Source organism: Labrenzia sp. ATLA3 (assembly GCF_057180185.1).
The window spans coordinates 976,365-988,088 of sequence record NZ_JBXUKV010000001.1; the positions used below are offsets into that span (position 1 = coordinate 976,365).

The 11,724-nt window shown below is 49.7% G+C and carries 17 protein-coding genes and 1 pseudogene; 1 reads left to right on the forward strand and 17 read right to left on the reverse strand.

What is annotated here, in order from left to right; genetic code table 11:
• Positions 1 to 26: 26 nt before the first annotated feature.
• The 11 genes from AC2A6O_RS04415 to AC2A6O_RS04465 all read right to left on the reverse strand — a co-directional run bounded on the left by AC2A6O_RS04415 (position 27) and on the right by AC2A6O_RS04465 (position 7,221).
• Positions 27 to 356 (reverse strand): hypothetical protein, encoded by a 330-nt coding sequence (locus tag AC2A6O_RS04415; RefSeq protein ID WP_498925886.1) that lies wholly within the window; start codon positions 354 to 356, stop codon positions 27 to 29.
• A gap of 351 nt (positions 357 to 707) precedes the next feature.
• On the reverse strand, positions 708 to 1,226 hold the full coding sequence (locus AC2A6O_RS04420; protein ID WP_498925887.1) for an SMI1/KNR4 family protein: 519 nt from the start codon (positions 1,224 to 1,226) through the stop codon (positions 708 to 710).
• A gap of 197 nt (positions 1,227 to 1,423) precedes the next feature.
• Positions 1,424 to 1,867: an SMI1/KNR4 family protein gene (locus tag AC2A6O_RS04425; RefSeq protein ID WP_498925888.1), complete on the reverse strand. Its 444-nt coding sequence runs from the start codon at positions 1,865 to 1,867 to the stop codon at positions 1,424 to 1,426.
• A gap of 167 nt (positions 1,868 to 2,034) precedes the next feature.
• Positions 2,035 to 2,613 (reverse strand): hypothetical protein, encoded by a 579-nt coding sequence (locus tag AC2A6O_RS04430; RefSeq protein ID WP_209168744.1) that lies wholly within the window; start codon positions 2,611 to 2,613, stop codon positions 2,035 to 2,037.
• Positions 2,614 to 2,828: 215 nt separating this feature from the next.
• A complete protein-coding gene (locus AC2A6O_RS04435; protein WP_498925889.1) occupies positions 2,829 to 3,227 on the reverse strand; it encodes a hypothetical protein in 399 nt (132 codons plus the stop codon).
• Between the two features lie 87 nt (positions 3,228 to 3,314).
• Positions 3,315 to 3,563 (reverse strand): hypothetical protein, encoded by a 249-nt coding sequence (locus AC2A6O_RS04440; RefSeq protein ID WP_498925890.1) that lies wholly within the window; start codon positions 3,561 to 3,563, stop codon positions 3,315 to 3,317.
• A 380-nt stretch (positions 3,564 to 3,943) separates the two neighbouring features.
• A complete protein-coding gene (locus AC2A6O_RS04445) occupies positions 3,944 to 4,258 on the reverse strand; it encodes a hypothetical protein (protein WP_498925892.1) in 315 nt (104 codons plus the stop codon).
• Positions 4,259 to 4,652: 394 nt separating this feature from the next.
• Positions 4,653 to 5,027: a hypothetical protein gene (locus AC2A6O_RS04450; RefSeq protein ID WP_498925893.1), complete on the reverse strand. Its 375-nt coding sequence runs from the start codon at positions 5,025 to 5,027 to the stop codon at positions 4,653 to 4,655.
• A 141-nt stretch (positions 5,028 to 5,168) separates the two neighbouring features.
• Positions 5,169 to 5,585 carry a hypothetical protein gene (locus tag AC2A6O_RS04455; RefSeq protein ID WP_498925894.1) on the reverse strand — a complete coding sequence of 139 codons (417 nt, stop codon included), beginning with the start codon at positions 5,583 to 5,585 and terminating at the stop codon, positions 5,169 to 5,171.
• Between the two features lie 248 nt (positions 5,586 to 5,833).
• Positions 5,834 to 6,094 carry a MafI family immunity protein gene (locus AC2A6O_RS04460; protein ID WP_498925895.1) on the reverse strand — a complete coding sequence of 87 codons (261 nt, stop codon included), beginning with the start codon at positions 6,092 to 6,094 and terminating at the stop codon, positions 5,834 to 5,836.
• Positions 6,095 to 6,102: 8 nt separating this feature from the next.
• Positions 6,103 to 7,221 (reverse strand): EndoU domain-containing protein, encoded by a 1,119-nt coding sequence (locus tag AC2A6O_RS04465; RefSeq protein ID WP_498925896.1) that lies wholly within the window; start codon positions 7,219 to 7,221, stop codon positions 6,103 to 6,105.
• 197 nt (positions 7,222 to 7,418) lie between these two features.
• Here AC2A6O_RS04465 and AC2A6O_RS04470 point away from each other — a divergent pair.
• Positions 7,419 to 7,505: pseudogene (locus AC2A6O_RS04470) on the forward strand (hypothetical protein); the annotation flags it as partial.
• Between the two features lie 82 nt (positions 7,506 to 7,587).
• Here AC2A6O_RS04470 and AC2A6O_RS04475 read toward each other — a convergent pair.
• The 6 genes from AC2A6O_RS04475 to AC2A6O_RS04500 all read right to left on the reverse strand — a co-directional run bounded on the left by AC2A6O_RS04475 (position 7,588) and on the right by AC2A6O_RS04500 (position 11,356).
• Positions 7,588 to 7,983 (reverse strand): DUF6960 family protein, encoded by a 396-nt coding sequence (locus AC2A6O_RS04475; RefSeq protein WP_235814925.1) that lies wholly within the window; start codon positions 7,981 to 7,983, stop codon positions 7,588 to 7,590.
• A gap of 169 nt (positions 7,984 to 8,152) precedes the next feature.
• Complete coding sequence (locus tag AC2A6O_RS04480; RefSeq protein ID WP_145903718.1) at positions 8,153 to 8,377, reverse strand: hypothetical protein; 225 nt, start codon at positions 8,375 to 8,377, stop codon at positions 8,153 to 8,155.
• Positions 8,374 to 8,847, reverse strand: a complete 474-nt coding sequence (locus AC2A6O_RS04485; RefSeq protein WP_498925897.1) for a hypothetical protein — start codon at positions 8,845 to 8,847, stop codon at positions 8,374 to 8,376. The genes AC2A6O_RS04480 and AC2A6O_RS04485 overlap by 4 nt, the downstream gene beginning before the upstream one ends.
• 137 nt (positions 8,848 to 8,984) lie before the next feature.
• Positions 8,985 to 9,242, reverse strand: a complete 258-nt coding sequence (locus tag AC2A6O_RS04490) for a hypothetical protein (protein WP_055658616.1) — start codon at positions 9,240 to 9,242, stop codon at positions 8,985 to 8,987.
• A complete protein-coding gene (locus tag AC2A6O_RS04495) occupies positions 9,235 to 10,881 on the reverse strand; it encodes a hypothetical protein (RefSeq protein WP_498925898.1) in 1,647 nt (548 codons plus the stop codon). The genes AC2A6O_RS04490 and AC2A6O_RS04495 overlap by 8 nt, the downstream gene beginning before the upstream one ends.
• A gap of 136 nt (positions 10,882 to 11,017) precedes the next feature.
• Positions 11,018 to 11,356 (reverse strand): hypothetical protein, encoded by a 339-nt coding sequence (locus AC2A6O_RS04500; RefSeq protein ID WP_498925899.1) that lies wholly within the window; start codon positions 11,354 to 11,356, stop codon positions 11,018 to 11,020.
• Positions 11,357 to 11,724 lie beyond the last annotated feature (368 nt).

The window sequence follows — 11,724 nt, forward strand, 5'->3', positions numbered from 1 at the left end:
GGATCAACTTTGATATATCATCGTTATTACTTAGACCTATCTTCTAACAACTTCTCCAATTTGTATATCGAAATACTTGGACAACCCGCCAATTTCCAAGCTTTGAAATACTCAGGATAACTCGAAAGAATATATCCATCCTCCTTTACTGATTTTTCCTCGTCGCAATAGCCGAATTTTTTCATAAACTGCAGGTGACTTAATGCCATCCCTCTGAGCCGTGAGGAGTTCATATCCATTTTCTTGAACGCCTCTTCGTCTGCGTACCGGCTTTCTCCTGTCATCATCCCAATTAAGTCGTCGACAAGGCCCAGTTCGAGAGCACGATCAATCAGTCTTTCTTCGACAAGGCTCATCTCTAATATCCGAACTTAAAATTTAACGCGCCATCCACTTCAACTTTGGTAAAACCTAATGTCTTCATAGTTTTCCCAAGGGGTGTCCCCCAAGCCGCATCAAGCGGACTTAATCCACAACGAGAAGGCTTCGGATAAGATGGCGTATCAGGGTCAGCTGAAGATCGTGACCTGAGACCCGAGTTTCTGCCGGTTTGGCGCGCGCCCTTCAGGGCAAGGTCCCGGCCGGTTGCGACCGACACGTTGCCGCCCGCCGTGACATCCGTATTGGTTTGATCGGTCTCCGCGTGCTCATAGGGGCACTTCTAGCTCGGGCTCAGGTCAGCAGTCTGTTTTACTGATTCAATCCCTTCAGACTTCGTAGTCGCCCACATGGTCAAGATAGAATGTTGTGTCCTGGTAAAGTTGCAAAACAAACTCGTTGAATGAGTTTGAAACGGGTTTTTTGTCATATGGGGCATAGACCGCGTTAGGGTTAGCTGAATGTGGTCTAAGGACAAAATAGCTGTAACTCCCCATATCAAAGAAAGGGAGTTCTCCGTCGGCGATAAGCTCAGCATCGTATTGAAAGCTCACGTCTTCACGGAGCCAGAGTTCACTCAGGCGTCGCAAGTCCACAAATATATTCAGATAGTCGGTCTGTAGGACCCCTTTGCGACTTCGTACCAGATGGCCACTCCCAACTTTGGCATAAAAACGTCTGAGTTCATGCGGTATCACGATCCCCATGCGTTTTTCAGCATGTTCAAGTTCAGCTTCTTCTATCTTCCAGAATTCATTTTTTTGGGCGTTGCCACGATGGTCATCCGGTACTCGAAACTGACTTAGTTCAGAGAAAATTTTGTCGACTTCCTTGATACTTAACGACATCGTTATGGTGATCCAATCATCTGCATCAAGTTCTTGAAAGCACTCCCAGTCCCATAGATGTCACCTTGATGCTGATCTGGGAACCTCGCAGGCGCAATTACCATTGTATGGGACCACTTCACCCATACGACGATCACTACGAATTGTTCGTACATCGGATAGATTCAATGCATCAAAGTCTGCGACAGGTGGAATGATCAGAGTTGGATACGTCCTTCGGATAAATCAACAAAGAAAGTAAACAAATCAGACGATATCGCTCGTTCAACGCCCGGCCCTATAGCTAATATTTTCGTTCTAGGTGACGCTTTGGTATCGAGGAAAAAATAGATACCAGTGCCGTCATCCGAAATCGGGATATATGCTGGGTTCTCAGCCCCAGCTTGTCCCCAATCCCTGAACTGCTTTGTCACCTTTCTCACGTCTTGCCAGAGTGGCGGATCGTTTTTTTCAAGGCCAGGCAAGCCATAGATTTCAACACCTCCGATCAAGCCAGAACCAAATCTTTGCAAAAACTCTCGGTACTGTTCCGGAAATCTGACACCTAGGTCTGCTTCTGCTGCTGCAACCTCTGCCTCCGGAACAGGTCCGTAGACCTCACCAGCCGCACACATTTCTTCGAACTTCCGGTTATAACTCATGAATTTTCCTCACTCAGCAAGTTGCCCTGAGTTGAAAACTCTTGATATCGCTGTTGCCAGCATGATTGTGAATAGTTCGGTTGCCCGCTCCCAAGGCGCAATCCCACTGAACAAGAATAAAGAAGAAATCATTATTGATACTTTTTCATTTTTTGTACTGGACCGAATTAATTCGTGAAATGAACCGGCCGATCGACTTTTGCCAAAGCCTCTTTCGTCTTCACTCTTGCATCTTGTGAAGTTGCTTCGCGCGTGACGATGACTTTTGCGCTGGAAATCAAGGTTCGTTTTTTGACCACGTTGATCCGGAGCGTCCCGATGTGAAGCACTTCACCGCCCTTGACCGAGAAGGTCGGGGACAGTGCTTTCTTCAGCTTGTCAGTCCCCAACAAAACGTCAGCCCAGTCACCGCCAAGCTTGACCACGGAATCGCCGCACGAAACTCTTGTGATCCGATAAGTGCTTGGTTCCACGACGGCTTTGTCCTTGTCAGATCCCAGACTGAAAACGTCGCCGTTAGAAATAAATCGGTATTTTGAAGTCGCGACATTGATCATCGTGATCGAACTGCCCGGGCAATATTTGGCGTTGTAGTAGACATCGCCGAGGACAACTGCCTGTCCATTGTCCAACGCCTCCTCGAGCTTCTTTGCATCGGCCTCATCAACTGTCTTCAAGGAGTTTTCGGTAGACGTTTGGCAGGCGGCCAACAGGAGGCACAAAGGCAGGAACACCAGTCTTTTCACATTCTTTCCTTCTGGAGCTGAAGCGCAGTCAATCGACCGCAAGAGGACGGTGGCGAGCATGGCCTGAAGCAGACACTCACCCTGTGCTCCTATTGAAGGGAATTTTCGAAAAAATCAACCAACGATTGAAAATATTAGGTGTGCAATTTTTTTGAGCGTAATCTCCTGATGAAATTGACGCCTGCAATCAACGTGGCTGCCGGTCTCAAAGCCGGCTAGGTGCCTACCAATGAGATATTGAGTAAAAATTTGTCCGGGATAGTCTTGGGGATATTGTCCTCCGAAACAGTTTCAAACGGTGATATCACAAGAACAAAATCACCAACATTCCACAAACACAGCCTACAGAGAACTAGTATTTCTTTAAGATGATTAGAGATCTCTGTATCTATATTTTTTTCCGCCTCTCCAATTACGATATCCAATTCTCTAATAAGTTGAGACAAATTCTCTGTAGTATAAAAATATGATGGATCACAGTCATCAACCCCCGCCAACATTTCAAATCGTCCGGCATCAGCTTCACGCTCCAAATAGTCACCGTTTCGTTGATGCGTGGTAAAGTACATCAGCTCATTGTTTGCTTGACTGTATAACGCTATACCCTGTGTCATCTTACCTCACAAAGAAACTTGAAAGTGACTAAGATTACGAGGCGAAGTAAGTGCAACATTCCATCGCCCATTTAGGAGATGATCACGTTAAACGGGCTTGTTCAGGTAGGCGCGCAGGCAGAGCATAATCGCTTCAGTCATCGTTCCGGCATCTCTGCGAACAGACCTTTCAGGATTTTCTATTGCTGAAATCGCGCAAGTGAATAAATTGCTCTGCCGCGCCGCATCCGATCGGATCATAAGTGAACACCCATTGTTCGCAAGTTCAGAAAAGATCTGCTCTAAGTCACTCAAACATAAAACTCCAAGTTGAACTGTATATTCAACGGTTTTCATCTGTTACCTTGGTAGAGTTGCGATAAGTAGTGTCGCTTCAAAAAATTCAATTTTTAAGTAGACCTCAGGCCAACTGAATGGCTTTTCCTAATTTGGCCTCTGCGCGGCTACCACCGATGGTGACCTGAGACCCAAGCCTCTTCCGACTTAGCGCGGAGTCCTTCGGTTCGTTGTTTTGTCTAAGCTGCTCCATCCCATTCAGGAGAAGGAATCTTCGGCAAACTCGGTGTGGTTCACTTTTTCTGGGCAAGTCCATCAATACAAGTCTTGGCATTTCAGAGCGTATACTCCCGGAAGCATCTTCTTGATGGGCAATCCAATTTTCTGAAGATACCAACTGAAATCCGTACAACTTTCTCCAACGGTCTTGCGCCCTCCTTCTACGCCAATTGAAAAACACCAGCTGAAGGCAGCAAAAACAAAAAGTAGTGTCCCTCTCCATCAATCTGAATTTGCGCATAAATACCAGATACATCTTTGCTTTCGAATGATAATTTCACTATTTCCGTGTAATCATTTTCATCGCAAATTAATTCTCGATATTCCCTGCCATCCTCATCTTCAACGGTTAAGCGAAGTGTGCCGTCGAAATTTACGCGGGCAGCTGATTGGCGGAGAAAGGCAGCCAGAGCTTCGAAACTATCAGCATCTTTGAACGTCCCCTGGATATCAATTGTCGCTAGCACCGACATCATTCAAAAACCTTGTATTACGGCCGCTGAACTGACGCCGGTCGCTCTAGAGCCCCCCTTAATTCCGACACTAGAGCTTCCGACTTCATAACCTTGTTCATACTCAAACCTGGATGCCGCGCCTGAGAATCCATCAGGCGCTCTCGCTACCACGGCTCGAAACAATTGATCGATCAAGAGGCTTTGAATTTCGATGGAATGCGGTGGCGCAGATTATCGAACGGGCTATCCCGATATTCTACAAATCATAGCGCAAGCACGTCAGAAACGGGATGCTGTCACCCATCGAGTTCGAACGGCAGCAGGAAATGAACTCCGAAGGCGTCTAGTAAACGCGGGGCAATTCATGCCGACAAAATGAGCGTAACGAAAACTCGGATAACGTGGCGCATTGCAGTCAACATAGACCGCTCAAATCCATGCCAAGCGCCTCACCCATCTCCTTAGCCAATGGTGAGTCAGGGCGCGGGAACATATGCGCCTCTACAAAACCAACAAGGATTTCATTTTGAACTTCTGGCGAAGAGTCTTTCACAATTGCAACCACACGATCAAGAACACTTTCACCAAATGCGGATTTAGTGGCAAGTTCAGCATAATCTCGCCCACCGACCGCTCCCCAAAACACAGTTGGAGCTTCTCGGATGAGTTCACCAAATGAGTCATAATAGGAAGGCAAAGAGCTATCTTTCACACTAGGAAAATTCTTTGCTAACCAGCTTACAAAGCGAAAGCTTGTATCAATAAGGGACTCACGGTCTTGGGGTAGCAAGTGCATCCTCCATATCAATGATCATGTTCTGCGCTGTCCGAATATCAGGAGTGCTACCCAACGTGCCCTCGAGGTGGGCTAGAGTTTTCCGGGATCAGAGCACAACGCCGATGACGACTGCTGCTACGGTGGAGTGAGCATTTAAGAAACAGCAGGATGATTGGGTGTCGTAGCGCTCCAATTCCACCCCGTTTCTGCTGCGATTAAATCCTCGTATTCACAACTGGCCACTACCTCACAACCCAACTGGCGTAGATCAAATATTATTTGAAACAGATATCTGAGGTACTCTTGCTCCTCATCATCTCTGTTTACGCCAGTAAATTCTGATCTTGGGTTTACTTCAAAGGTAGATGGATAGCCCAGAAAATCCGGCTGACCATCGCTTATCTCGCCTGTATTCTTTGACCAGCTTAAGTCGATAGAATCGTTAAACACATTCCTACCCTGCGAGACCCCACCCGTGATTTCGGCCAGTTTAGCCAACAGTAAATGTTCATCGGCATGGTTTACGTACAGCCGACAATATAAATCCTGAATCATCTGTGTATCAGTCAAAATTGAAGCTCAATGGTGTTTCCGGGCCATTATCGAAGGGGCCACCAGATCGGATGATGGAAATATCGACTGGACGACCGTATGGCTGCTCCGGTTGTCTAGCTAAACTTGACAGGCGCGCCTCGCCTGCATGAATCCATCCCCGTGAAATGGCCGTTTACCTAGTTGCCAATGCCGCAACCGTCCTAAATGTTACAAAAAAATAGCGCGCTGAGGGGTCGTGTCAGGAGGCGGATAAGGAAGATAGTTCAGACAGAAGACGGGGTTGGCGGAACAAGGAAGCTCCAGACATCGTCGTTCAGTTCCATCTCCGTGGCCAGACGCTGAATTTCCGCCAGCTCATCTGCAGATGGGATAATATCGTATTCATACAGCTGCACACAAAAATTTTCTAACGCGACCCCCCATTCGCCGTGTTGCGCTAACGACTTACATTCCTCAGTAATTTCCACGGAAAGCCTCCCTGTGAAACCACCAACTAGGACAACTATGCGTTCTTCAACGCTCATCATAAACCTCAATACTGGGGAAACCCGGTGATAATTCCTCCACCGGCGGGTTCGATAACAACTTTTACCGGAACTCCATCAACCACCGGCAGTTTCCCATTTGAATCTGTTACGACAAAGCGAGCCGGTTTGCCTGTTTTAGTATATAGAGCTCCATTTCCGGTCTGAGCTTTCCAGCTAAGTTTAGGATCAGTGGCAATATCTGAAATGGTTTGCATTACCTTGTTGGCATCCCAGCTTTCAGGGAAAGCCGTCTTTCCTGCGCCACCCGGCCATAGATGACCGCCGCCTGTAGAGTCACCATATAAGATGTGGGTGGTACGCGCTTCGCTGGCCACATTGGTTGCAGGGTCAACGAGCGGCTTAACCACTGTCCTATTTGTGGCAACCTTCTGCTTCTTGGTTTTGACCTTGACACCCGGAATTGCGCCGAGAGCTGCAAGCATGAAGATATCTCGGACGCTTGTTCCGTATTCGCGTAGGCGCTGATCTTTTTGTTCCAGTGTTAGATCGTCGTTCCCGAGAACAGCGCGGACATTTGCATCCATCGCTGCGCGGTCAGCATAGGCCTGAGATAGCCCGTCACCGTATGGATGGTAGTTCACCCCAGGGATGTCGTTGTCTAGAACGTAAAGTGCATCAATGAGAGCAAGCTGAGATGCGTTGCGATCTCCACCTTCGCCTACGAGGTCTAGGCCCGACGCATAGCCTGCTGCAAAGACAATGGCGTCCCGTTCTTCCCCCGACAGAGAATTCAAATAGGCGTAGATGGCATCACTACACTCGGCATAGGTTTTGATTCCAAGCGAAAGTACGGAGCCATCAGCTCGGATGATGGTGCAGTCGAACTCCTGCGCGTGTGCTGGCGTTATTAGCCAATTCAGCGGATTGAATTGGTTATAACCCTGTTTTTGGCCGCAGCCGCCAAAACGTCCCCCCTCACCAAGTGCCGCTAGCCCGGCGTTGATGTTGCCACGCTCCTCCTCGCTCAGCTCACGACCGAGCAGATACTTATCGATGAAGCCGCCGGGAGCCGTCGCTTCTTTCAGCGACTTCTGAACAGCCCGCACCGCCGTATCACTCACATAAAGCTCAAACCCTTCCTGCTTCTGCGAGGTCACTTCCACCACCGCGTCCGGGTCGCGGTTGAGGTTGGAAAGTTGGGTCTCGGTGGCGGTGGTGTCTTCCGCCGCTTCCCGGTCCGCTTCGGTGCGCAGGGCTTCGGCGCGGGCCGTGTCGCCATCGGCTTCTGCCGCGTCGGCCTCGGCTTCCAGGTCGGCGGCCTTGATGCCGTCGCCATCGCCGTACCGATCAAAGGCACACCATCGCGGTCAATCTCGGTCTCGATCCCGCCGAAACACCTGAGTTTCTCTATTACGGAACGGCAACCCGCTTCCTCGAAAACACCAGAGAACGAGGCCTTTTCACGCTAGACCGTCAGTATGTACACCTGATCGCAGATATCGAAACGGCAACTAATTTCCTGATAAACTTCATGATACTTGAAGCTTTTCCAGATCATCCGACCAGTAACGTTTGCTCTTTATCTTACCAGCCACTTCGAGTTGGTAGGTGGGCTTTCCCTCTTTGTGATGCCAGCCGATGCCGACTACAGTGCCATTGTAATCCCGCCCTTTAATTCCAACAGCCTCACCAAGCTCAAAAATCCAAGATTTTTCTGGCCTAATCAGTTTCAAGCCTTCCGGACGTACACGAAATTGCTCAGTGCCTGAGCCAATCACAGTATACTCGCCATCATCGGTCAAAACACGGAAGACAACACCATAGGGCTTGAACCTTCTCATGCGATCCAAGTCATTCGGATGAATTAGGTGCTCTCCGCTCTCTTCAAACCAAGAGCAAAGTGCCCACCTAGTTTCGTCAGCCATCAAACGGTACATACCCTTGGAAATCGATGCGGAGACAGAAACAAGATTTCCGGATGAATGGGGCGATATTGAACGGGGTACCAATCAAACGTAACGTTCAGTGCTGACAATGCGCCAAACATCGTCAGAAAAACTGCAAAGAAAATCCGAATCTGTTGACCGATCAAAGTCATGAAGTTCTATGCCGTTCAAATTTAACACCCAATTCAATTAATCTCTGTTCGTCGGTATGTGAGAAATTTTTGAACTCAAGTTCCACACATTCATTTTGAAGAATTTGTTCAACAACCGTTTTTGCATCAGCCAATCCTAAGTCACATTTTGCTCTTAGAAAGTGGTTGAATTGAACTTTGTTAAAGCCTTCATCCCAGCCAGTTAGAGTGATCTTGGTCATTCATTTACCCTGATAATGATGTCTCTTGGGGTGTGGCCGGGATTTGCGCCGGTAGTCCTGGTGCCACCTTTAATAACCACTTGATCGACACCTTGCTGCTTGCCCAGATCACGGGCAAATTGTCTTAACTCACGGACGCTGCTTGTTCCCGCTCCAGCACCATCAATATGTAAGTCGCTCAAAACTAGCCGGTTGCCATCCCGCGCCTGGTTGGTAATGACCGTGATATTGCTACCATTTCTGCCGGTCATGGAATATTCGAATACATCGCCATCTTGGGCAACTACGCGTGGGCCTGTCCTATTTGGGGCAATAGAGGAGCGCAAAAGCGCGTAGTCTGCTCCGGTGTTTTCCACGCCATCCAATGCGCGCATGTTGCCGGTTTGCGCGAGCGCAGCGCTGGTAAACGTGAGATTTGCACCAATTGCAGGTGGAGCACGAGCGGTATTCGTCGGAATAACCGGTTGCACGCTCAGATCCCGCACTACCACAGGATAGCTGAACCGCGACCAATCCCCCGGCGCAGCAAACGCATCATATGATCCAAATGCTACGATTAGCAGCGCAAGTAAGGTTCGGATCAAGAGGCGGAGAGATGCCATAAAGCCTAACCGTCCAAAGAAACAAAAACAGCATCCCCAAGTTGAGGAAGCACTTCTATAGAATCAAATAGCAGGTCAATCTGTTGCCGCTCCGGCCACCATTTATGGCCAGAAAGTTTGTTTGCGTGAACCTGATTGCTGAATTTTATTGATACAGCCCCAGCTTCGAGCGGTACCTTATCAAGGTCGACTTCCAGACGCACGGCAACAATTGACTTGCCCGCCACCACATCGACAGATTCTACAACACCAATATCAATCACGGGGAATTCCCATACTATCAAGCTGGCTTCCAAACTCCTGAACTCGCGCTTGGTTCACAGCATGTTCAGCATCGGAAATCCCATAGGCCCTCTGATTATTTACCAGTCTAGTCGCCGCTTCATATTCCGCTCTAGCGGTAGCCCCAGCGTTCCCATACTGTGAAACCCATTGATCATAGCGGCCAGTTCGGTGCTGCCCGGAGTGGATTAACTCCTCAAAGATTGTGCTTGGGCTAGCGTCAGGACGGACGAGGATTGTTTCAGCGTTGAACGTGACTCCATCAGCTCCTCTGGTCTCAAGATATCTTAGCGCGTCCTCAGAGCTATCAAAGACTTTCCCCTGTCTTGCGAACGCCTCTTGGATTTTCGCAAATTGCTGAGGGTTCATCGGATCGAAGGACGTGGGACGCTGGCTGAAAAGCTCCCCTCTCCTATTTAAGGCCTTCACGTTTGCGGAGAAAGCTTCGGCAATCTTAGACCCAAGCCTTCTCGTAATTAAGGCACCAGCTTTTGCAACAGCTTCGCCGACAACGTGCCCACCTGCTTGCGCAATCAATTCCTCGGCCTGAAGAACTGTGATGTACTGCGACCAGGTCATTCCCGTCGTATCGAAGCCCAACGAGCTCTCGCTGGGTGGCGTCATCTTCAGGAAGGTGGCGAGGTGCAGCTCTTTCTGACCAATAGTATTGTAGAGCTTGAGCACCGTCTGGTTCTTGGTGCTCTTGCAGCTTGGCGCCTGGCAGTGCAAAGCCTCGTTCGCCAGCTCAAGCATCAAGACCGTATCATAGGACAGCCCGGATACGCTTTCGATGTCCCATTTGGTGATCGATTTCAGCTGAGCGCGGTCAGCGGCTGGCAAGTCTGCAAAAATGCGCGCTGCCAGAGCAGCCTTCGCATAGGCTTGAACGCCGGGATCAAGGCTCTCACAAAATTCTACGAGTTCGGCAAGCGTCTCCCGTTTGATCCCGAACATGAGATCTTCAATCACGGTCTGAGAGCAGTCCGCAGCGTAGGCTGGAGTAACAATCCAGTTCAGCGGGTTGTACCGATTATACCCTTGGCGACCGCCGCAGGCGGCCAAGCGCTTTAGCAGTTCGCGTTGTTGGGGAGACACATCCAGCTTTTCGATGGCTTGCCCAACCGCAGAAAGAACCTTGCCCAGGTCCCGCACCGCCGTATCGCTCACATAAAGCTCAAACCCTTCCTGCTTCTGCGAGGTCACTTCCACCACCGCGTCCGGGTCGCGGTTGAGGTTGGAAAGTTGGGTTTCGGTGGCGGTGGTGTCTTCAGCCGCTTCCCGGTCCGCTTCGGTGCGCAGGGCTTCGGCGCGGGCCGTGTCGCCTTCGGCTTCTGCCGCGTCGGCCTCGGCTTCCAGGTCGGCGGCCTTGATGCCGTCGCCATCGCCGTCGCGCACGGTGATCTCGCCCTCGCCAATGGTGGCGCGGGCAACGCCCTCGGTCTCGGAGTTGGAATAGGCCCCTTCCACCGTGATGCCCGGTTTGGACTTGCCTTCCGGATTGGAGCCTATGCTGACGCCGACCGAGCCGGAAACCTGCCGGCCCTTGCGGTGAAGGTCGATATCCGCCGTTTCCAGACGCTCTGTTTCAACGGTCAGGTCGCCGGAGCGCGAGGCGATCACCCCGCCGGTGATGGAGGTCGTTTCGCCGACATCGGCATATTATTTTTTTTACTTAACCTGCTCCGCTCCGTTCAGGAGCTGGAGCCTCCAGCAAACCAGGTGTGGTTCAAGTTGCTGATCAGACAACAGAGCAAAGTCATTTCAAGGCAGCCAATTCTAGCGCGACTTGCAGTTTAATTTGGCCCTGCTTCTTCAGGCCCTTTTTGTACTGAGCGACACTGATCATATCAAAGGCTTCAATCTGTTCATCAGACATTTCGATGTGACAAACGGTGGTTCCATTTACGAGTAAACTACAGGTGAGATAGTCAGAGAGCTCGTATCCGCTCAAAAAATAAGCGCTTTCAACGACCCCGACCTCTCGATGGAGCAAATCTAACAATCTCGGGTCGCCTCCTTCTTCCAGAAGATGCCGCGCTCCTTTCTGTAGTTCCTTTCTATATTGTTCTTCAACTGCACTGCCAATCAATTTCATCTTACAACCCCTGGCGTGGCTGTAACCAAGTTACCATACTTATCTGTCATAATCGTCATTGTGGAGGTCGGCTGAAAACTATTGAATTTGTCGATGCCAATTTGGCGACCTAGATCAACCTCTCGGACATATAAGGTTCCGAGTTTTTCACTTTCGAGAGTTCTCGTTATGGGAGTGTTCACAACCTTCGGGCTTTGAAGCGCTCTTCTCAGATCGCTCTGCGAAACGGTGAACTGGCTTGCATTTCTTTCCGGGGTGAAGTGCCTGCTCGGCACATTAAGCTACTCCCCGATCATTGGACAGTTTTCGGCATAAATTAAGCTACTGTCTGCATCTGCTGGTCGGGTTGGTTTTGATTGATTGCCTGC